The 19,935-nt window shown below is 32.0% G+C and carries 25 protein-coding genes; 1 reads left to right on the forward strand and 24 read right to left on the reverse strand.

Annotation, left to right across the window (positions count from 1 at the left end):
• Window positions 1–118: 118 nt before the first annotated feature.
• The 21 genes from feoB to OTK55_RS02270 all read right to left on the reverse strand — a co-directional run bounded on the left by feoB (window position 119) and on the right by OTK55_RS02270 (window position 14,256).
• A complete protein-coding gene (feoB, locus tag OTK55_RS02170) occupies window positions 119–2,122 on the reverse strand; it encodes a ferrous iron transport protein B (RefSeq protein WP_274870323.1) in 2,004 nt (667 codons plus the stop codon).
• A gap of 129 nt (window positions 2,123–2,251) precedes the next feature.
• On the reverse strand, window positions 2,252–2,476 hold the full coding sequence (locus OTK55_RS02175; RefSeq protein WP_274870324.1) for a FeoA family protein: 225 nt from the start codon (window positions 2,474–2,476) through the stop codon (window positions 2,252–2,254).
• A gap of 327 nt (window positions 2,477–2,803) precedes the next feature.
• The gene (locus OTK55_RS02180) at window positions 2,804–3,028 is read right to left on the reverse strand and encodes a FeoA family protein (RefSeq protein ID WP_274870325.1); all 225 of its coding nucleotides are present in this window, start codon (window positions 3,026–3,028) and stop codon (window positions 2,804–2,806) included.
• A gap of 186 nt (window positions 3,029–3,214) precedes the next feature.
• Entirely contained in the window at window positions 3,215–3,484 is a 270-nt protein-coding gene (locus tag OTK55_RS02185) for an energy-converting hydrogenase B subunit P (RefSeq protein ID WP_274870326.1), read from the reverse strand.
• A gap of 34 nt (window positions 3,485–3,518) precedes the next feature.
• Window positions 3,519–4,505, reverse strand: coding sequence for a respiratory chain complex I subunit 1 family protein (locus tag OTK55_RS02190; protein WP_274870327.1), 987 nt, complete (start codon window positions 4,503–4,505; stop codon window positions 3,519–3,521).
• A gap of 11 nt (window positions 4,506–4,516) precedes the next feature.
• Complete coding sequence (locus OTK55_RS02195) at window positions 4,517–5,668, reverse strand: hydrogenase large subunit (RefSeq protein WP_274870329.1); 1,152 nt, start codon at window positions 5,666–5,668, stop codon at window positions 4,517–4,519.
• A gap of 18 nt (window positions 5,669–5,686) precedes the next feature.
• On the reverse strand, window positions 5,687–6,139 hold the full coding sequence (locus tag OTK55_RS02200; protein WP_274870330.1) for an NADH-quinone oxidoreductase subunit B family protein: 453 nt from the start codon (window positions 6,137–6,139) through the stop codon (window positions 5,687–5,689).
• 2 nt (window positions 6,140–6,141) lie between these two features.
• Window positions 6,142–6,690 (reverse strand): 4Fe-4S dicluster domain-containing protein, encoded by a 549-nt coding sequence (locus OTK55_RS02205; RefSeq protein WP_274870332.1) that lies wholly within the window; start codon window positions 6,688–6,690, stop codon window positions 6,142–6,144.
• A complete protein-coding gene (locus tag OTK55_RS02210; RefSeq protein WP_274870333.1) occupies window positions 6,687–8,042 on the reverse strand; it encodes a 4Fe-4S binding protein in 1,356 nt (451 codons plus the stop codon). Before OTK55_RS02210 ends, OTK55_RS02205 begins: the two co-directional genes overlap by 4 nt.
• A gap of 13 nt (window positions 8,043–8,055) precedes the next feature.
• Complete coding sequence (locus OTK55_RS02215; RefSeq protein WP_274870334.1) at window positions 8,056–8,370, reverse strand: hypothetical protein; 315 nt, start codon at window positions 8,368–8,370, stop codon at window positions 8,056–8,058.
• 11 nt (window positions 8,371–8,381) lie between these two features.
• The gene (locus OTK55_RS02220; protein ID WP_274871743.1) at window positions 8,382–8,867 is read right to left on the reverse strand and encodes an MnhB domain-containing protein; all 486 of its coding nucleotides are present in this window, start codon (window positions 8,865–8,867) and stop codon (window positions 8,382–8,384) included.
• Complete coding sequence (locus tag OTK55_RS02225) at window positions 8,860–9,147, reverse strand: EhbH (RefSeq protein WP_274870335.1); 288 nt, start codon at window positions 9,145–9,147, stop codon at window positions 8,860–8,862. Before OTK55_RS02225 ends, OTK55_RS02220 begins: the two co-directional genes overlap by 8 nt.
• The gene (locus OTK55_RS02230) at window positions 9,148–9,474 is read right to left on the reverse strand and encodes an energy-converting hydrogenase B subunit G, EhbG (protein ID WP_274870336.1); all 327 of its coding nucleotides are present in this window, start codon (window positions 9,472–9,474) and stop codon (window positions 9,148–9,150) included.
• Window positions 9,475–9,489: 15 nt separating this feature from the next.
• On the reverse strand, window positions 9,490–11,004 hold the full coding sequence (gene ehbF, locus OTK55_RS02235; RefSeq protein ID WP_274870337.1) for an energy conserving hydrogenase EhbF: 1,515 nt from the start codon (window positions 11,002–11,004) through the stop codon (window positions 9,490–9,492).
• A gap of 33 nt (window positions 11,005–11,037) precedes the next feature.
• The gene (locus OTK55_RS02240; RefSeq protein ID WP_274870338.1) at window positions 11,038–11,430 is read right to left on the reverse strand and encodes a cation:proton antiporter subunit C; all 393 of its coding nucleotides are present in this window, start codon (window positions 11,428–11,430) and stop codon (window positions 11,038–11,040) included.
• Window positions 11,430–11,714 carry a DUF4040 domain-containing protein gene (locus tag OTK55_RS02245; RefSeq protein ID WP_274870340.1) on the reverse strand — a complete coding sequence of 95 codons (285 nt, stop codon included), beginning with the start codon at window positions 11,712–11,714 and terminating at the stop codon, window positions 11,430–11,432. The genes OTK55_RS02240 and OTK55_RS02245 overlap by 1 nt, the downstream gene beginning before the upstream one ends.
• Before the next feature lies 1 nt (window position 11,715).
• Complete coding sequence (locus OTK55_RS02250) at window positions 11,716–12,033, reverse strand: cation:proton antiporter (protein WP_274870342.1); 318 nt, start codon at window positions 12,031–12,033, stop codon at window positions 11,716–11,718.
• Window positions 12,033–12,299, reverse strand: coding sequence for a hypothetical protein (locus OTK55_RS02255; protein WP_274870344.1), 267 nt, complete (start codon window positions 12,297–12,299; stop codon window positions 12,033–12,035). Before OTK55_RS02255 ends, OTK55_RS02250 begins: the two co-directional genes overlap by 1 nt.
• Before the next feature lie 15 nt (window positions 12,300–12,314).
• On the reverse strand, window positions 12,315–12,626 hold the full coding sequence (locus tag OTK55_RS02260) for a Na+/H+ antiporter subunit E (protein ID WP_274870345.1): 312 nt from the start codon (window positions 12,624–12,626) through the stop codon (window positions 12,315–12,317).
• Between the two features lie 178 nt (window positions 12,627–12,804).
• Complete coding sequence (locus tag OTK55_RS02265; RefSeq protein ID WP_274870346.1) at window positions 12,805–13,506, reverse strand: metal-dependent hydrolase; 702 nt, start codon at window positions 13,504–13,506, stop codon at window positions 12,805–12,807.
• A gap of 9 nt (window positions 13,507–13,515) precedes the next feature.
• Entirely contained in the window at window positions 13,516–14,256 is a 741-nt protein-coding gene (locus OTK55_RS02270; protein ID WP_274870347.1) for a succinylglutamate desuccinylase/aspartoacylase domain-containing protein, read from the reverse strand.
• A gap of 257 nt (window positions 14,257–14,513) precedes the next feature.
• On the opposite strand from OTK55_RS02270, the gene OTK55_RS02275 reads away from it, so the two are divergent.
• Window positions 14,514–15,692 carry an argininosuccinate synthase gene (locus OTK55_RS02275; protein ID WP_274870348.1) on the forward strand — a complete coding sequence of 393 codons (1,179 nt, stop codon included), beginning with the start codon at window positions 14,514–14,516 and terminating at the stop codon, window positions 15,690–15,692.
• Between the two features lie 415 nt (window positions 15,693–16,107).
• On the opposite strand, the gene OTK55_RS02280 is transcribed toward OTK55_RS02275, so the two are convergent.
• The 3 genes from OTK55_RS02280 to OTK55_RS02290 form a co-directional block, all read right to left on the reverse strand.
• The gene (locus OTK55_RS02280) at window positions 16,108–17,601 is read right to left on the reverse strand and encodes an NAD(P)/FAD-dependent oxidoreductase (protein ID WP_274870349.1); all 1,494 of its coding nucleotides are present in this window, start codon (window positions 17,599–17,601) and stop codon (window positions 16,108–16,110) included.
• A 90-nt stretch (window positions 17,602–17,691) separates the two neighbouring features.
• Window positions 17,692–18,753, reverse strand: coding sequence for a Ni-sirohydrochlorin a,c-diamide reductive cyclase catalytic subunit (cfbD, locus tag OTK55_RS02285; RefSeq protein WP_274871744.1), 1,062 nt, complete (start codon window positions 18,751–18,753; stop codon window positions 17,692–17,694).
• Complete coding sequence (locus OTK55_RS02290; protein ID WP_274870350.1) at window positions 18,753–19,922, reverse strand: UDP binding domain-containing protein; 1,170 nt, start codon at window positions 19,920–19,922, stop codon at window positions 18,753–18,755. Before OTK55_RS02290 ends, cfbD begins: the two co-directional genes overlap by 1 nt.
• Window positions 19,923–19,935 lie beyond the last annotated feature (13 nt).

Here is a 19,935-nt window from a genome sequence, read left to right on the forward strand (position 1 = left end):
TTATTTAGATTTTTTTCTAGAGTTGGATTTATCAGTTCTTACTCCTATAATCACTAAAACACCTCCAATTTATCACTATTAATAGAAAAAATAGTAGAGGAAAAAATACTATATTTTTCTAAGTAAATCCTAGTAACACTCCACCTTGATAAACGATGAACGCACAAACATACGCCGTTACAAGACATATCGCTACACAAGCTCCAAGCCATTTCCATGAATTGGATTCCTCTTTGATTGCACCAAGACAAGCGAAACATGGAACATATAATAATACGAATACCATGAATGATAGTGATGATAGTGGAGTAAATAATGTAGGTAATACTGCACTTATACCATCGTCACCTACACCGAATAATGTACCGAATGTAGATACTACAATTTCTTTTGCCATGATACCGAATACTAGTGCTACTGCAGCTTGCCAGAATCCAAATCCTAATGGAGCAAATACAGGTGCTATTGCGTTACCAATTATACCAATTATACTGTTAATTGATCCTTCTTCTACACCTGGTGGTAAGTTTCCTAATAACCATACAAGTATTGATGTACCAAGAATTATTGTACCTGCTTTTTTAATGAAAAGAGATCCTCTTTCCCACATGTGTAAAGTTGCACTTTTTAATGTTGGTAATCTGTATGGTGGTAATTCCATGATAAATGGAGCTGATTCCTCAGCAAATACTGTACCTTTAAGTGTTTTTGCTACTATTATTGCTATAATCATACCTAATATGTATAATGCAAATGTAACTTCTGTTTGATTTTGTGTGAAGAATACAGCTGTGAATAATGCATATATTGGAATTCTTGCACTACAGGAAATAAAAGGTAATGCTAACATTGTAGATATTCTATCACTTTCATTGGATAGTGTTCTTGTTGCCATTACTCCTGTTACGTCACAACCAAATCCTAGAATCATTGGAATGAATGCTTTTCCAGATAATCCCATTATTTTATACATTGCTCTATCAATTACAAATGCTGCTCTTGCTAAGTATCCAACGTCTTCTATCAAACTTAGCAGGAAAAACAGTATGAATATGATAGGAATGAATGTGAGTATTGAACCTACTCCACCAATTACACCATTTAATACAAATGAGGATACTAATCCATCACCTAAGATTGGTGTTAGATAGTCAATTAATGCTGAAAATCCTGCATCAATTAAATCCTGATAAGGACCTCCTATTGTGTAGGTTAAGTAGAATACTAGATAGATTACTGCTAAGAATATTGGAATTCCTAGGTATTTGTTTGTAACAATTCTATCAATTTTATCTGTTAAAGTTGATTTTTCAGATTTAGGTTTAGTGATACATTTATTCATTATACCATTGATTTCTCCATATCTGGCATCGATAAATGCATCATCTATATTATCGTTTAATATGCCTTCTAAGTGTCTACGAATTTCTGTTACTTTACGTAAATTTTCTTTATCAGGTGATTCTTCAGCTAAATCTAATACTTCATCATCACCTTCTAAAAGTTTAACAGCAATCCATGATTTTGGTGCTGATCCTACTTTTAGATTAGGGAATAACTCTTTTACTTCATTTATATGGTCATCTAATTCGAATCCATATGTTAATCCTTTGGAGTTATCTGTAGGATGTCTAGCTGCTTTTATAGAAGTTCTTATTAATTCATTAAGACCTGTTCCCTCTCTTGCATCTATTACTACTGCGGGAACTCCTAAAGTTTCTTCTAATTTTTTAATGTTAATCTTTATACCTGCATCTTCAGCATAATCTAATAAGTTTATTCCAAGAACAACATTTGCTCCTGTTTCCATAATTTGTAAAGTTAAATACAAGTTTCTCTGAATGTTTTCTGCATCAATAATATTGATTACAGCATCATTTTCTTCATGAATTATTGCATCTCTTGAAACTTGTTCTTCTACTGAATACGGGGTTAAACTATAGTTACCTGGAAGATCAATCATTTCGATTTCGTAGTTATCGAATTCAAAACTACCTGCTTTTTGTTCTACTGTTTTACCTGGCCAGTTACCTACGTGTTGTTTCATTCCTGTAAGATTATTAAATACAGAACTTTTTCCTACGTTAGGGTTACCAGCTAGTAAGAATTTTAGTTTTTCCATATTCTACCTCTTAAATAAAAATAATATCAATTTAGGTATACCTAAACTAATTGTGATTAGATTAGATAAATAATACTAAAAAATAATCTAAATTACCTAAAAAATATTATATGATTGAGTTAAAAAAAATTACTCTAGTTCAATGGATTCAGCTTCTTCTTTTCTTAAAGCTAAAGAAAATCCTTGAATTCTGATTTCCAGAGGATAACCTAATGGTGCTTTTCTTTCGAGTTTTATTGGTGTACCATTAACAAGACCCATTTCTCTTAAGTGCTTTCCTAAAGCCCCTTTTACTCTGTGTTTTTTAACAATGCCTGTCTCACCAGGTTTTAAATTGTCAACAGTTTTAACCATGTTATTTTTTCCTCCTGAAAATAATTAGTCTTATATATAATGTTAATAATTGAAACGATTCAATCAAATTAGGTTATTCATGTAACTAATACATTTTTAGTTATACCTAATTATATATATCTAAGTAACTTCTATTATATAAATGTTAAGTAAATAAAAATTATAAAAAAATAAAATATATTCAAGAAAATATTCATAATTATAAAATATATTTAAAAAAATAATTATTTTATTAAACAAAACATATAAATTTAGATTTACCTAAATTTATTTATTAATTATTATCATTAAAAAAAGTAAAGTTATACAAAAAAGTTAAATTAAAAATTATTCTACTTCAATAGATTCTGCTTCCTCTTTTCTTAAAGCTAAAGAAAATCCTTGAATCCTTACTTCAAGAGGATAGCCTAATGGTGCTTTTCTTTCAAGTTTTATTGGTGTACCGTTAACGAGACCCATTTCTCTTAGGTGTTTTCCTAAAGCTCCTTTTACTCTGTGTTTTTTAACAACAGCTGTTTCTCCAGGTTTTAAATTATCGACAGTTTTAACCATAGTTTATTCCTCCTTCTAATAATATCTTATACACTTATAGCTTCTTAGGTATACCTAAGTTTTTCATAGTATATAAAGGTTAACCCAATAAAAATAATAAATCACTGAAGTTCAAAATTAATATAAAAAAAGTTAAATCATGTTAAAAAAATAATCTAAAAAAAATAATTAAGATAGAAAGTAAATTTAATTACTTTCTAAAGCTTTTCTTTCTGCATCTAATTTATGTTTAGCTATTTGATACATTACTAAGAAATTATCATCATCATTAACTGGGATAACTTCTAAACCTAAAGCTCTGTGTTCTTCAATCCATTGATCATTAAGAACAGGAACTTCTAATTTAATTGGTTCATCTTCATGATTTACAACAATTAAATTCCTAAATGATGTCCTTAGTTCTACAATATAACCAGCTAAACTTATTATATGATGTGGTCTTAATACTATTTTCATTATATCACCTATAAATCTTATTATTACCTTATCATTATAAGAAAGCAACTATAACAACTACTACTGAAATCATACTAGTAGAGATAACTGTAGGATAGAACTCACGGTTAGTGAATAATGGTGAGAATGCTGCTACTACAGCTGCTGCCATTGTTAATATTATAGATACTATGATAGGTACTATCATTGATATACCAAATACGGGTGGCATTCCTAAGAATAATGTGGAGTATATACATGCTCCAACAAAGATTAGGAGTGCGTGTGACATTACATATATAGCTCTTGATTTAGACATGTATTCAAGAATTGGACCTTGAATTACGTCTGAATGACCTTCCAGATATGCGAAAGGATTTGAGTTAAGTATAATTAAGAATCCTATGAAGAATACTATTGTACCAATTATACCTGGTAATGTGAATAGTATAGGACCAGCTACTTGTTGATATACAACAATATCTAGTAAGTTTATACTACGAGCCATTATAGCAGGTATGAATAAAGCTATATAAAATGGTAAACTACCATATGATATAAGTTTTAATGATCTGTTTGCGCTTATTTGTTCTAAGAATGATTGTTTAGCATCTATGTGTTTTCCACCTTTTGCATGGTCTGGGAAAGGCATTGTTTTAGATAAAAGTGATTGTGAAAATGAACTCATGAATAAGTACATTACTTCTTCCACTTTAAGTAATCCAACAACTGCTACTAGACTTGCAAATGGTCCCCATGCTACCATTACTTGTGGTATTAATAGTAGGAATATTACAGCTACTACAATCAATGTTATTACAGGTAATGCATTATATACTCTAGGCATTACTGCGGATGGTTTTAATGCTTGTTTATAAAAGAACTTTAATGTTGCATAGATACCAGGACTTGAAAGTTGAGGTCCGAGTCTCTGTTCTACTCTTGCTTCTGTCTTCTTTTCAATACCTGGTAACCATAGACATACAATCATAGCAATTATAAAAGCACCTATAACATATCCTATTGATGTTACTAAATCCATTATATAGTCTCCTATAATTTAATTACTTGTATTGCTCTGTCTGTACAAGTGAAACATGGATCACATGATACGATAGCAAGCTGAGCGTCCTGCATTGGGTGTCCAATACAAGCTTCCTGCATTGCAGCAATATTTGACATTGAAGGTGTTCTTATAATACTATGTCTTACTTTACCATCTTCAAGACCGTATGAGTGATAACATACTCCACGAGGTACTTCGATGTAACTTTTATATACTGGAGAATCTGTCATTTCCCAGTCTCTGTTTACTACAGGGCCTTTAGGTAAGTTTTTTACAGCTTGTCTGATAATTCTTGTTGATTGGAATATTTCTGTTGCTCTCATGAGAATGTTTGCTCTTACGTCTCCACCATCCTGAGTGATGATGTCATATTCTAATGAATCGTATTCGAACATTTTTTCTCTGTAGTCATATTCATATCCTGTTGCTCTTAAACTTGGTCCTGTTACGTGTAATGCTAATGCTTGTTTCTGTGATAATTCACCTGTACCAGTGATACGGCTCATTACAGCTGGGTCAGAAACAAATCTTTCTGCAAAAGCACTTACTTTATCATCGATATAGTCCATTGTTTCAAGAACTTTTTGTTGTTCTTTAAGGTTTAAATCTGCTCTTGGTCTTACACCACCAAGTACAGATACACCATATTGTACACGGTTTCCTCCCATCATATATAGAAGGCTCATAACGGATTCCCTTATGTAGAATATCCTCATAGCAAATGTTTCATGACATAAAGCTTCTGAACCGTGTCCTAAGTATAGCATGTGACTGTGTAATCTTTCTAGTTCCTCTGCTATAACACGTAGATACATTGCTCTTTCTGGAATTTCAATACCGATAGCTCCTTCTGCTACACGGCATGAATTGTATATGTGTCCGTTAGAACAGATTCCACATACTTTTTCTGTTAAAGCATTTGCTTTTTCTACAGGTAATCCTTCCATGATTCTTTCGATTCCTCTATGGTTTACACCTACAGTTATTTCAGCATCTTTAACAATTTCATCTTCTACGAATAATCTAACCCTATAAGGTTCTAAAGCTGCTGGATGTACTGTACCCATATCTATTTCAGTTTCAAAAACTTGTCTTTCAGTTTCATTACAAGTTGTTGCTCCATCTATTTTTGTAACCATATAACTACTCCTTTATAATTATTTATCCTCTTTTTCTAGTAGTATAGGTATTACTGATACTACTCCAGCTACAACATCTTCTGGCCTTACTGCGCATCCAGGGATTTTAGCATCCACTGGAATTACGTTATCCACTGGTCCTTCAATTTCCTCAGATGGAATTTCTCCATGAATATTCTTGTAGACTCCACCAGTTAAAGCACATGCTCCTACAGCAACCACTAATTTTGGTTTTGGTATAGCTTCATATATTTTTATTAAAGGTTCTTTTGTCCAGTGTGTTACAGGGCCTGATACAACTAGTACATCAGCTTCTCTTGGGTTCCAAGTTAGATATACATTATATTGTTCTATATCAAATTTAGGAGATAAAACTGTGTTAACTATTTCAATATCACAGCCGTTACATCCACCAGTATATACTAACATAAGATGTATCGCTTTTTTACGAGAATGTGATTTAAGTCCCATGTTTATCCCTCTAATTCTGCATTATTTTGAGCTGCTTTTTCTTCAGCTTCTTTTTGTGCTTTTTCTTTTAATTCCCTATTTTTCTGAATGATTGAATCATCAGTTAAGTATTGAGCTATGTATTGAATATTTTTCTCAGATACTTCACTTGGATCTAAAAGCATACTTGTTACATCTTTATCACATTTGTTTCCAATGTGGTTTGGATGTATTGTAGCTGCTACTCCAAATAATCCAAATACTGGACAGAAATCATGACAGTAGTAACAGTGTACACATTTGATTTCATCTATTTCTGGTACTGCTGTTTTTAGTATTCCTTCTGCTATTTCTTCTGGTTCTACTGGTACCATTACAATAGCTTTTGTAGGACATACGTTAGAACATCCTCCACATCCAATACATTCAGCTTCTGCAACTTTAGGTGCTGGTTTTACATTACCATTTAAAACATCTTGACGTAATTGTAAATCAGTTCTACATTCACTTCCAAAGATAATTCTTTTGAGGTTAGTGTAGATTCCATTGACAAATATTTTTACTATACTCATATTGTTGCCTCGAATTCTCTTTGTATTTTTATTGCTCTTGCAGGACATGCAGTTTTACAGGCACCACAGTAGATACATCTGTCTTGGTTTATTTGTAAGTTACCTTCCTCATCACGAGTTATTGCTTTAAATACACATGCATCAACACATAATTCACAGTTTATACATAAATTGTTGTCGAGCATTGAATATCCGTCTGCAATTCTCATTTTGAGTGGTGTTGTTTTTTGTATTGCTCCTACTGGACAATACATTGCACATTTTTCACAAAGTACACATTTATCAAAGTTAACCTTTACTTGGCCATCTTCAAGTGTTAATGCATCTTTTGGACAAACTTCTACACATATTCCACATTTAATACATCTTGAAGCGATTTCTCCATCCCATGTTGTGTTAGCGAATTTACGTGCACCGTATTTACATTCTTTTACACATAAACTACATTCTACACATAATCCTTCAAGTGTAATCTTGGAATCAGGTACAAATTCAAGTATTCCTTGTGGACATGCAGTTACACATGGTGCGTGTTCAAAGTCTTCTGCACAATGTTCTACACCATTTTCATTATTTCCTAGTGAACAGTAATCAACGTCGTATCTTAATCTTTTGTTAATTACTTGTAGTCCATCTGTTGGACATGCATCTGCACATAATTTACATTCAATACATGAAATCATTTTTGTGTCATTTTCAACATCATATTCTGGATGTTGTATTTTAAGTTCTAAATGTTTTGCTACAATTGCATCGTTAGGACACTCAATTAAACATTTATAACATACTGCACATTTACGCATGTCTATTTCATATTGTCCCCCTTCCTCTATTGGTCCAATTGCATTTCTTGGACAAACATCTATACATAAATCACATTTTGTACAGACGCCTGGTTCTATATATGAGAATTTAATTGAATTTGATGGACAGAAGTATGCACATCTTCCACACTCTATACAATCCTCATGGTTTGTTCCTATGTTAATCCTATTAACCATGTCTTTTTCCATTTTAACAGGTCTTTTAGGTGGTGCCATTTTTGCATTGTTTGGACATGCTGGTACACATTTTCCACACATAGAACATAAACCCATGATTTTTCCATCTTCTACTTTAATCATATCTACTGGGCATACATTGATACACATACCACAGAGATTACATTTAGTCCTGTCTACTACATAACCACCATATTGGTTTTTGAATATGGCTTTGTTTGGACATACTCTTTCACATTTACCACAGGTTATACAACTAACTGCTTTCCCATCGACTAATTTTATAGCATCAGTAGGGCAAGCATCTACACATTTTCCTGAGCCATTACAATTTGCTGTTGTTATATACATTCATATTACCCCACTATGCTTCATATTTTGTTCCTATTAATCCTCTACCTATAATTGCACCAATAATAGACATTACAAATCCCGGTCCTAATGGTAAACCTTGATAATATGGGAAGGTTCCTAACCAGTATGCTATTATTATACCACCGATTATTATTGCAATCCATGAGGAAGTGTTTAGGTGTATTCCTTTTGTTGGGTTTTTATGCATAATAGCTCCTGCTAGGAATCCTATAATAAATCCACATATTGTTGGACCAGTATATAAAACTCCAAATAAGTTAGGAGCTGCTGATGCTAAAAATGGTACTGTACTTTCTAAAACCATTATTAATCCTCCTATTCTATTTCCTCATCATCAACATAATCTTCATGGAATTTTGTTACACCATAGAAGAGAAGTACTAATGTTGTTAATCCTATAAATACTTTTAAACCTACAACAATGTTTAAATATGGTATTATTCCTGCGTGTAATGCATCAGGGAAATTAAATATGTTAGCTGTGCTTGCAGGTACAAGATCATATATGTTTGTTCCTAAGTTGTAAAGGAATGAACCACTGAAGAATAAACCACATAAACCTAAGAATACATAACCTAATGCTCCACAACTTTCAATTATGGACATTCTGGTGTGTGATAGGTTAAATGGATTATCTTTCAATCCGTATGTAAGGATACATAAGATAGCTCCTGAAGCCATGATAGCTCCACCCTGGAAACCCCCTCCAGGTGTTATATGTCCACCCAAGATTGTCATAGCTCCATAACCAATTAATATAAAAGATAATGGATATGCTATTAGTTTAAGAAGATCACTCATCGTCTTTGCCTCCAAGGTTTACTTTTCCTCTACCAAATACAAGCATTGTTGTTACAACAGCACTTACTAATATTAAAGATTCACCTAATGTATCGAATCCCCTGAAATCGAATACAATGTTTGTTACTAAGTTAGGTGCTATTGATACTCCTACTCCTTGATAGATGTAGTTTATACCAGGGAAAATCATGTAACTGAATTGATACATTGAATTTAAGAATATTGCTGAGAAAGCAAGTAATGCTACAGCAAGTGCTACACTTCTAATTGATGCTTTCATCTATAATACCCCCCAGTAAAATACTACTGCTATTATTGCTAATGCTAAAACAGCATAAAACATCATGTTGTTTAAGTCATCGTTATGTTCTTTGTACAGTTTAGGCATTAATGGTGTTGCATATAAGAATATTAATATTAATGCAACTTCTACAACAACCATCAAAGCAGGACTTACTAATCTAATAGTTAATGCAGCAATTAATAATGATGCCATTAATACTAATTCAGCAGACATTACTGATGATGTTGTTGATCCAGGTACTAATGTTTTCTCAGGATCTGCCCCAAATGTACTTTTTAATGTTTCTATTAATTTATCGTACATATTCATGATATCACCTTATAATGTTAAAGCGGATAAAGCTAGGACACCTAGTCTGCTTGTTACTATGTCAGGACATAAACCTATGACGAGACAAATGATTAGGAATAAGAACATTACAGCCATTGTTGTTTTTGGAACATTAGCTGAGGATATTTCTAAATCGTCTGGTTTTGGTCTGAGGAATATTGCATATGTAATTTTTAAGAATGCTAAGAATGTTACAATACTTAATATAATCATTATGATTGCTAATTCTGGTATTCCTGCAGTCATTGCAGCTTGACATAACATGTATTTACTTTGGAATACATTGAATGGAGGTACTCCTGCCATTGTGAATCCTGCTAATACTATTAATAATGCTGCTACAGGCATATGTTCTAATAATCCACCAAGTTTACTAATTTTACTAGTTTTGGTTTTGTATAATACTAATCCAAATCCTATGAATAGGAATGAAGTTACTACTAATTCGTTTACTGCTTGGAATAATCCAGCTGTTATACTGTATGGGGTTCCTAATCCTAAACCTACACCAATATAACCTAATTCTCCTACTGCTAAGTATGCGATGATACGTTTGTAATCATCTTGTACCATAGCCATACTGATACCTAATATCATTGCTAATACAGATACTGCGAGAATTACCATTTGTACTGTTGGTAAGTAACCGAATATTCTTATTATTGTTAAACCTATTGTGATACATCCTATTACAGAGAATGACTGTAATATCATGGCACCACTAGGTAAACCTTTACTGTAAACTTCTGATTTAATTGCGTTGAATGGTGGTAATCCTGTTGCATATAACCAACCATAGATTAACATACCTGCTGCGAATAATAATACTGGGTTAGTTGGGTCAACTGCTCCACTGTGTATCATCATTACCATATCTGATATGTTTACGTTACCTGTTAAACCGAGTAATAGACCGATACCTAATAAAAGGAAGGATCCACCTATTTCTCCTAATAACATGTATTTTAAACCAGTTTCATAATTTCCTTTTACTCTTGATACGAGTATTAAACCTACTTGTACTAGAGCTGCGATTTCAAAGAATACGTATAAGTTGAATATATCATCTGTTAATACGAATGCCATTAATGCTGCTGAAAGCATGAATAATAAGTATAAGTATACTCCAGATGTTTTTCTTGTTTCAGCGATTGATATGAATACTGCACACATTGCAACTATACCTAATATGAATAAGATCATTTGTTGACCTGGTCCAAATGCATAGGTAATTGCTGGGTGGAAATATTCTAATACAGAACCAGATATTATTGCATTAGCATATGCTGGTAATTGTGCTGTTAAACCGCCGTTTATTAATGGTTGATATCCACCAAAGTAATGATTTCCATATGTTGCTATAATAGGTACTAAAGGTAAACAAATTGCACCAAGTACTGATATAATTTTTGTTAATTTATCTGTACCATGTATAAGGTTTACTAATATAGCACATATTATTGGTATGATAACCATTAGAGGTATGAAGATTGTTCCATCCATTATAAACTACCCCCGATTATTGTAATTGTAGTACTATTCATCATTATCCTCTCCAAAACGTTTATCATTTAAGAGGACGGATGCGCTGAGTGTACCGTGTCTTTTGTATAAAACTATTGTTAAAGCTAACATTACTGCAAGTGTACTTGCACCAATTACAATACTAGTTAATACTAATGCGAAAGGTAGTGGATATGATGATTGACCAAGGAAACTGTTAACTTCCATATTCTGTAAGAATATGTATGTTATTCCGTTAGCTTTATAACCTAATGAAATTAATAAAAGGTTTACTCCATCACCTATAAATGATGCTCCTATGATTTTCTTAATTATATCATCTAAGTAGACTAAACCTACTGTACCAATAATCATTAATAATGCTGCTGTAATTAATGCTCCCATTTGTACTGAACTGAATACCATTAGGAATCACCATCCTCTTTAGATACAGGTTCTTCTCTTGTCTTTAATATTGCTAGAGCTACTAAAGTTGGAACAATTGCTGCTCCTACTACTGCCTGTGTTAAAGCTACATCAGGTGCTAATAACACTTGATAAATTGCTGCAATTGCGAATCCTGTAATACTGGTTAAAACTGCCATTCTTAAGGAATCTTTTTGCATTAAACAAATTATAGCTCCTAATATTGTGAAGATATATAAAACCCAAGGTATTGCACTTTGTACTATGAAACTTATATCTGTCATATTATTGCTCCCCCTGTTCTCCACGGAAGTGACCACTTGCTATTGCATGTGTAGCAAATGGTGCTAATACAAAGTATACTAGTCCTAATGCTGGTTGTCCGATGAGTATTAAAACTAATACACTAACCATGTCTACAATACCTAATATTTCTAATCTACCGAATACAATGTATTTTACATCATCATCAGTATTACATAATAATCCTTTAGCTGTAATTAATACAAGTATACCACAGATTATAAATATTATACCTAGGATAACGCCTATTGGATCACCTATTGTTACAGATAGTGCTAAATTAAATCCTGCGTCTGCCATTATAAATCGCCTCCACCTAATACGTAGGCTGCAGCTATTGTTCCTACAGGACTTAAAATAAGTATTGCGAATGCTATATCTCTACAGAAGTCAATACCAGTAAGTGTACTTACCATAGCTAATACAACGCCTAATGCAATTGTAAAACCAGCTACACCGGCAAGTGTTGAACCAGTAGTTCTTCTTGCTGCAATCTTAACGTTTGCAAGCATGTATATAATTAGACATAACATGAGGAACAATTCTGAAATTGTTAAAAAATCCATCTCATCACCCTATGTTTATTCTAACATTTTTTTAATGTATGGCTCAAGAGGGATAATGTCCTCTGTTGAACGAGGTGTTAGAGCGGATACTGTTAAAACGCGATCTTCTTGATTCATATCAATTGTAATAGTACCAGGTGTTAATGTGATAGTATTACTTAGAATAGCAAGAGATACAGGTCTTTTAAGATCAGGTCTAATCTCTAGAACTACAGGATCTACCTCACCCTTGAGACAGCTAGCACTTGTGTCAAGTACTGCTTTTATTATTTCGACTACTAAAACTACGAAAAATTCTATTCCGTAGAATATTCTAGTTAAAAACATAAATTAAACTCCGTTTTTATTATAAAATTTAAATCAATTAGCTATAAAAACTTAATACTTAAAAAAAGAAAAACTTCAAAATTTCAAGTATATAGTATACTTGTTATTTATAAAAACCGACATATTTAATTGTTATGAATTAATTTTTAGGCATACGTAAAAATAGGATGGAATAACGTTATAAAAGTACCATAATGCCACATTGCAAAAATGAAGCAATAATCCATATAACAATGAATATAACAGCCAAAGATCTGTGATAAGTAGTATCAACAAATGGTTTAAACACTTTTATACCCTTAGGCGTCCATAAATCAAGTATTATATGACTAAAACCACCTATAAATAACATTAAAAAGCAAACCTTCCATTGAATTAGAGAGTAATCAACAGGAAATACTAGCAAATAAAGAGCTAATACAACCAAATAAGGTAATAAATACCTTCTACTCACAACAAAATAACCCATTAATGCTAAAATAATAAATAACATCAAACTACTTGGAATACTATATCCCAAATACAAAGATAATCTACTTAATACAGGTATAAATCCCATAAACATTAACATGAAAAGAAATGATAATATAATAACTCCCAATAATGAATGAGTAAAGCCTCTATGTTTAGAAAAATAAAAAAGAACAGCTAATACCAAAATAATCAGAGCAGATAATGACACACCATCAACAAAAAATAATAATAATACAGACAAAACTAATCCTACAATAAACATAGAATATACTTTAATATTATTAGTATTATGATCCATATCAGGAATAGATGCTCCAATCAAAGCAATGAAAAGATAAAAAAAACTTGGAATAAACGGTAGAGCAAATATTATTCCTGCAATAGCATGATTTCTATAAGAAGACACGATAAACACCTATATAACTTTAAAATAATTTAAAAATGAAATCAACTGATTATATGATTCAGCAACACCACTCGGATCAATTTTACATACAGGGGATACACTTTCACATGTAACTGATGGAATACCTCTGAGATTAGATTCATCCTCAACAGAACCCATAATAGTAGATCCTGCCATATAAACTGGTAATAACCGGGAATTTGTATTTTTACAAATATATCTTGCAATCATAGAACTTTCAACTAAGGGTCTTATAGAACAAAACACGCTATTATATCCTGGTTTCTTATTAGGGTCTGTAGAATGACAATCACACAATCCTACAACATTATGAGATAAAGCATAGTCAATAATATACTTAGTTATACCACTATTAGTAGCCTGTCTATTCATATCCTTATAATCAAGAAAACGTGTATTCTGCATAGTAGCCTTAGGAATAAGAAATGGAACAATATATAATTTACATCTTAAATTCCATTCACCATTGAGTATTTCCTCCATGAATTTGATTACAGCTATCTGCGGTGCTAATTCATCCCCATGAACACCGGCAATAATCATTAAACTCTTATTACCTGTTCCCACATCATACACGATAGATCCCTTACGAGTTTCAGAAACATATCTCATTAAAGCATTATTCTCAGTAAACCCTTCATTATTAAAATAATTCTTGATAACAGGATTATTGAAAATATCCCCCTTCGTCTCTGAATCTATAAGATTATACTCAAATTTATCAGACATAATATCTTCCTTAATTAATAATATTGTTAAAAACAGTATATTATCTTTTACAAAAAAGAAGGCTAATACCCTCATAAAAATAATATCTATAGAATAATCATTTAATATAAAAACTATTATTACAAATTAAGGTAATATATTAATATATAATACATTAATTTTTCTAAAAAAAATTAATAATTTAAGATTATAATAGGATTCTCATGAAAACAGTAATGAAATCTATTAACTAAGACAAAATAATTAAAGGTGAAAAAATGGACAAAGTTGTATTAGCATTCAGTGGTGGATTAGATACATCAGTATGTGTAAAACTATTAGAAGAAAAATATGACATGGAAGTAATAACCGCATGCGTAGATGTAGGACAGCCAGAAGACGAAATAAAAAGACCCGAGGAAGCTGCAAAAAAAATAGGATCAGCAAAACATTTCACAATAGATGCAAAAGATGAGTTTGCAAAAGATTATGCATTCAGATGCATAAAAACAAATGCATTATATGAAGGATATCCATTAAGCACAGCATTTGCAAGACCATTAATAGCAAAAAAAATTGTTGAAATAGCAAAACAAGAAGGTGCAACAACAATAGCACACGGATGTACTGGTAAAGGAAACGACCAATTCAGATTCGAAGCAACAATCAGATCAGAGTCAGACCTTGACATTGTAGCTCCAGTAAGAGATTACAACCTCACCAGAACAGAAGAACAAAATTATGCAAGAGAACATGGAATACCTCTCCCATCTGAGAAAATATACAGTATAGATGAAAACCTCTGGGGAAGATCAATAGAAGGTGGATTACTAGAAAACCCTGCAACAGCAGCACCTGAAGACATATATGCATGGACCAAATCAACAACAGAAGCACCAGACACCCCACAAATTGTTAAAATAGAATTTGTAAATGGTGAACCAGTAAAAATTGATGATGAAGAATTAGCACCAGTAGCTCTCATAAGAAAAGCAAATGAAATAGCAGGAAATAATGGTATTGGTAGAATAGACATGATTGAAGACAGAATTATTGGTCTTAAATCAAGAGAAAACTATGAAACCCCTGGTGCATTATTACTCATAACAGCACATCAAGCACTAGAAAAATTAATATTCAGTAGAGAAGAAATTAAATTCTCAGAAAAAATCAGCCAAAAATATGCTGAACTAGTATACAACGGACATTGGAACGAACCATTACGTGAAGATTTAGATGTAATCAACGACCACATGCAAAGAAGAGTAACTGGTACTGTTGAAGTAAGATTACACAAAGGATCTATGAAAGTTATCACAAAAGAATCTCCATTTGCATTATACAATGAAGAAAATGTATCATTTGATGATAAAGGTATAGATCAAAGAGAAATGATTGGTATGGTAAAATACCACGATATTCAAGGTGCAGAATACTCTAAAGTAAATAAAGAATAATTTTGTTCTATATTTATCTTCCTAAACTCCCCTTTTTTTAAAAAAAAATATCATTTTTGTTTTTGTAAATTAAACTTATTTTATATCCTGTTGAACAGGATATTAAGACAATCTTACTTGTTAATTCTATTTTTTCAATTTTTAGATAATTCCAGTAAAACTAATTAATTTCTATTCAAGAATTTCGAAAGTAAAAATAGTTAGATTGTATAACTCAGAAAAAATAATCAAAAGTAGTAATCTCCTTTATTATTTCATGATTACTTAGTATTATATTCATTAAAAAAAAACACTTATTATCCCTTGTATTTCATGAAGATTATTTATCATTATAGCTACAAGCAATTAATTTAAGAATAAAAATTAGATTTGAATATAAAAAAATAGGAGAATAGATTATGTTTGAAATTAAAATCTATTCTATTAAACCTTGATTTCTAAGGTATTGTGTAAAACTTTCCTCATCTTCAGAAACTGTTTCTTCTGCTTTTTCTTCAGAGGTTTCCTCTACTTCTTCTTCAGGTGTAGCTTCTACATCCTCTGCTTCTGAAACTTCTTCTGTTACTTTTGGTGATAGTTTTTCTAATTGTTCAAGACAGTCTTCTGCAGCTTGAGCAATAGGGTCAACAACCATAGATACTGGTGGAGCATATGAGAATTCCATTGATACTACTTCATCACATTTGAGTTTTTGTAGTATTATAACAGACATTGTATCTACTTTTTCTGCTACAGCTTCTTGTCCAAACATTTGACAGCCTATAATGGTTCCATCTAATTTTGAAACTAGTTTAATGTGTAATGGTTTACTTCCTGGGTAGTATCTTGCTCTGGATAATGTGTCTATTTCACTTACAACAACGTCTATTCCTGCTTTTTCAGCTGCTTGTTGTGTTAATCCTACTGCACCCATTTCCATTTGTCCTATTTGGGATACTGTTGAATTTAGTACAGGTTTAAATGATATGTCATGACCTGTTAAGTGTTTTGCTAGGATGATTCCTTGTCTTACTGCTGTTGTTCCAAGAGGTGATAATGTTATATCTCCAGTTATAGCATCTACAACTTGAACACAATCTCCTACTGCATATACATTTTCTACAGATGTTTCCATATGATCATTTACTTCTATTGCAAATTTACCCATTTTACAACCAATACTCTCTGCTAATTCGGTTTGTGGTCTTACACCAGTTGATAATATAACTAAGTCTGCTGGTCTTTCAACCCCATCTATTGTTACAGATTCTACTTTTGTTTCACCATTGATTGATTCAACTGCTGAACCTGTAAATACTGTTACACCTTTACTTTCTAAGTATTCCTGGAATTTATCAGACATTTCTTTATCAAATGATCTTGGGAATAGTTGAGGTACCATTTCTGCTATTGTAACATTTAATCCTCTGTGAGCTAATTCTGTACCTAATTCTAGTCCTATAGCTCCTCCACCAACTAATACTGCGTTTTCAACGTTGTCTAGGTAGTTGAGAATTTGTTGTCCATCTTCTACTGTTCTTACTTTGAATACTCCTTGAAGGTCTTTTCCTGGAATTGGTGGTGCAAATGGTTTTCCACCTGTTGCTATTACGAGTTTGTCATATTTTAGGTTTTGTTTATTACCATCTTTATCCTCGTATACTAGTTCAGTTATATCATTATTTATTTGGACTACTTTAGTCTCTGTCATTATTCTTATATTTTTACGCATGTATTCTCCGGGTTTGTGCATTATAATATCATCAAAACTGTCTATGTGTCCCCCAATTACGTATGGTATTGCACATGGAGAATAAGCTACATTTTTCTGAGTTGTAAATACTATTATCTGAGATTCTTTATCATATTTTCTTATATTAGATGCAGTGGTTAAACCTGCAGCACCTGCACCTATTATTACTATATTCAATCATGTCACCTGTACTAAAATTATATTAATTATATATCTAAAAGTTATATCTATTATTATTTTGGTTTTCTACTTTGAAGCTTGTTTTCTTTATTCAAGTAATCCTCTTAAAGTTGATGCAAATTCTGATTCTACTATTGTTTTTGAACCTAGTGTTTTTGAATGAGCATCTAATTCTGTTATTACATTATCAAATCCTAATTCTCTTAAGGGTTTAGCTAATCTTGGACCATCCGTTACAGCTATTGTTTTTCCGGGTATTTCTTTTGGATCTACAGCATGTGGAACTCCTAGTATTATTGTTATATTAGAATTTAATTCTTTAAGGATTTTTTCTGCTTCTATTCCTGTTACGGGGTATTCATCCAGTCCACCTGTTGTATAATCTATTTGTTTATCTATAGTTCGGTTTACTTCTTCCGCATGATGTCTTATGTAAGGTAATCCTACTTTTTCATCGGTATTTGATATGAATGTTGGTGTGTTTTCGGGATATATTTTTGTCCATGGTATTGTCATTATATCAGCAAAGAGATAACTTGTCTCTTTCTTTGCATTTAATACTATTGTTACTTTTTTATTATCATCTAATGCCTGAATTATTTTTTGAGCTACTTGAACTTTGTTATCTCCATAGTCAGGTTTTATGTACTCTCCTTTAGCCATTCCTCTTGTTTTTTCTAGTTCTGTAGCTTTTCTTAACATTGCAGATTGTCTTTCAACTTCTTCTTTACTTATTATTCCGGATTTCTCTGCTGCTTTTAATGTTAGTATTGCTCCAGCTGTATTATCTCCTGCATCAAATCCGCCGTGAGTTTCTACTACAATAATATTACAATCCACATCTGCTTCTTTTGCAGCTTTTCTCATGTTTTCCCCAATAATCATACTTGCACATGTTCCAACTATACCCATATTCTCAGGGTGGAATGCTTCATATGCTTCTTTGATAGTGTTAGTTAATTTTTCTTTTGCACCGAAAATGAAGTCATTTTCACTCATTGCTGTTGTGAGTACTCTTATTCCTTCATCTTCCAGGAGTCTTCCTGTTCTAAAGCAACACCCTGCCGGTCCATGCATTATTATAACATCGACTTCAAGGTCTCGTAATGTATATAATGCTGCTGCTATTGGGCTTGGTCTTGGATGTATCATAACATTTCACCCTTCTTTAATCTGTATTGACCTACGCTACTATATTCTTTATCTTTGAATTTTTCAGAGTCCAGTAGTGGTAGTGCTGTTATTATTACTTTCTCTACTTTTTCAGGGTCTATATTTTTATATTCAGGATTATCTGTCATTATAATAATACAATCCGCATCATATGCTTCATCTAATGTTATTTTCTTTGCACCGTGTTGTTCAATTAATTCTTCAGATATTTTATCATCATGTACCCAGACTTCAACATCCCTGCTTACAAAATCATCTATTAATATTAATGATGCATTATCTTTCTCGGTTTTTAATGTATCATCATTTGTTACTCCCAATACTGCTACTGTGGTCTCAAACATTGCAAGATGTTCTTTTAAGTATAATTCCTTCTCAGCCATGTAAGCCATATGATATGCTACATAATTATTAGTACTTCTTGTTGTCTCAGATAACTGTGATGCTTCACCATACTCATCTGCTAATTTAACTATTTCTTCAGAATTTCTAATTGTTTTATTATCTAACACTGGCTGAGGATATAATAAATTAACATTTTCATCCAAATTTGCCATATCTATTGCTTCTATTAAATCAACTGTAAGTGCCTCTGATAATATTGCTGTCTGATTTGACAGTGCTATTAAGGTATCCCTGTATGCTGATTGTAGTATTGGTATTATTTCTGCTGACTGAATATGTTTTACTGTCTTTATTTCATCACCCCTATTCTCATATAGATTAATTGTTCTTTCTAGACTAGTTTCATTCTTTCCAGCAGCTACCCTGACATTTTCTGTTATTTTTGTTGTGTAGGCTAGGTTTATATCAGGAATTAATTCATATTCATCGATTATTTTTGACATTTTATATACTGTCCTTGGTGGTACTACTGTGTCAAAAATCATTACTGCATCTTCACGTATACTATCTCTTATCTCAGTACATGCTTCTTTTAGTGGTGTTATATCATATTCTCCATTTATTATACAGTTTTGTGTGAATATAATATTATCTGCATTGGAAAATATTTCTAGTGAGCTTTCTTTTGGAAGATCTGTTTCTATGTCTCCAGTTTTATCATAGATTATTATTTCATCTGAATTAATCTTTTCATATCCTGTTAAATCAGTTTCATTATTTGGATATATTATTGTCTTCATGAATTATACTTCC

Origin of the sequence: Candidatus Methanosphaera massiliense, assembly GCF_028890305.1 — an archaeon.
Lineage (GTDB): Archaea > Methanobacteriota > Methanobacteria > Methanobacteriales > Methanobacteriaceae > Methanosphaera > Methanosphaera massiliense.

What these genes read in the sequence shown, in the direction of transcription:
- feoB (WP_274870323.1), bottom strand. Translation starts at nt 2,122, where the DNA reads ATGGAAAAACTAAAATTCTTACTAGCTGGTAACCCTAACGTAGGAAAA.
- OTK55_RS02175 (WP_274870324.1), bottom strand. Translation starts at nt 2,476, where the DNA reads ATGGTTAAAACTGTTGACAATTTAAAACCTGGTGAGACAGGCATTGTT.
- OTK55_RS02180 (WP_274870325.1), bottom strand. Translation starts at nt 3,028, where the DNA reads ATGGTTAAAACTGTCGATAATTTAAAACCTGGAGAAACAGCTGTTGTT.
- OTK55_RS02185 (WP_274870326.1), bottom strand. Translation starts at nt 3,484, where the DNA reads ATGAAAATAGTATTAAGACCACATCATATAATAAGTTTAGCTGGTTAT.
- OTK55_RS02190 (WP_274870327.1), bottom strand. Translation starts at nt 4,505, where the DNA reads ATGGATTTAGTAACATCAATAGGATATGTTATAGGTGCTTTTATAATT.
- OTK55_RS02195 (WP_274870329.1), bottom strand. Translation starts at nt 5,668, where the DNA reads ATGGTTACAAAAATAGATGGAGCAACAACTTGTAATGAAACTGAAAGA.
- OTK55_RS02200 (WP_274870330.1), bottom strand. Translation starts at nt 6,139, where the DNA reads ATGGGACTTAAATCACATTCTCGTAAAAAAGCGATACATCTTATGTTA.
- OTK55_RS02205 (WP_274870332.1), bottom strand. Translation starts at nt 6,690, where the DNA reads ATGAGTATAGTAAAAATATTTGTCAATGGAATCTACACTAACCTCAAA.
- OTK55_RS02210 (WP_274870333.1), bottom strand. Translation starts at nt 8,042, where the DNA reads ATGTATATAACAACAGCAAATTGTAATGGCTCAGGAAAATGTGTAGAT.
- OTK55_RS02215 (WP_274870334.1), bottom strand. Translation starts at nt 8,370, where the DNA reads ATGGTTTTAGAAAGTACAGTACCATTTTTAGCATCAGCAGCTCCTAAC.
- OTK55_RS02220 (WP_274871743.1), bottom strand. Translation starts at nt 8,867, where the DNA reads ATGAGTGATCTTCTTAAACTAATAGCATATCCATTATCTTTTATATTA.
- OTK55_RS02225 (WP_274870335.1), bottom strand. Translation starts at nt 9,147, where the DNA reads ATGAAAGCATCAATTAGAAGTGTAGCACTTGCTGTAGCATTACTTGCT.
- OTK55_RS02230 (WP_274870336.1), bottom strand. Translation starts at nt 9,474, where the DNA reads ATGTACGATAAATTAATAGAAACATTAAAAAGTACATTTGGGGCAGAT.
- ehbF (WP_274870337.1), bottom strand. Translation starts at nt 11,004, where the DNA reads ATGGATGGAACAATCTTCATACCTCTAATGGTTATCATACCAATAATA.
- OTK55_RS02240 (WP_274870338.1), bottom strand. Translation starts at nt 11,430, where the DNA reads ATGGTATTCAGTTCAGTACAAATGGGAGCATTAATTACAGCAGCATTA.
- OTK55_RS02245 (WP_274870340.1), bottom strand. Translation starts at nt 11,714, where the DNA reads ATGACAGATATAAGTTTCATAGTACAAAGTGCAATACCTTGGGTTTTA.
- OTK55_RS02250 (WP_274870342.1), bottom strand. Translation starts at nt 12,033, where the DNA reads ATGGCAGACGCAGGATTTAATTTAGCACTATCTGTAACAATAGGTGAT.
- OTK55_RS02255 (WP_274870344.1), bottom strand. Translation starts at nt 12,299, where the DNA reads ATGGATTTTTTAACAATTTCAGAATTGTTCCTCATGTTATGTCTAATT.
- OTK55_RS02260 (WP_274870345.1), bottom strand. Translation starts at nt 12,626, where the DNA reads ATGTTTTTAACTAGAATATTCTACGGAATAGAATTTTTCGTAGTTTTA.
- OTK55_RS02270 (WP_274870347.1), bottom strand. Translation starts at nt 14,256, where the DNA reads ATGTCTGATAAATTTGAGTATAATCTTATAGATTCAGAGACGAAGGGG.
- OTK55_RS02275 (WP_274870348.1), top strand. Translation starts at nt 14,514, where the DNA reads ATGGACAAAGTTGTATTAGCATTCAGTGGTGGATTAGATACATCAGTA.
- OTK55_RS02290 (WP_274870350.1), bottom strand. Translation starts at nt 19,922, where the DNA reads ATGAAGACAATAATATATCCAAATAATGAAACTGATTTAACAGGATAT.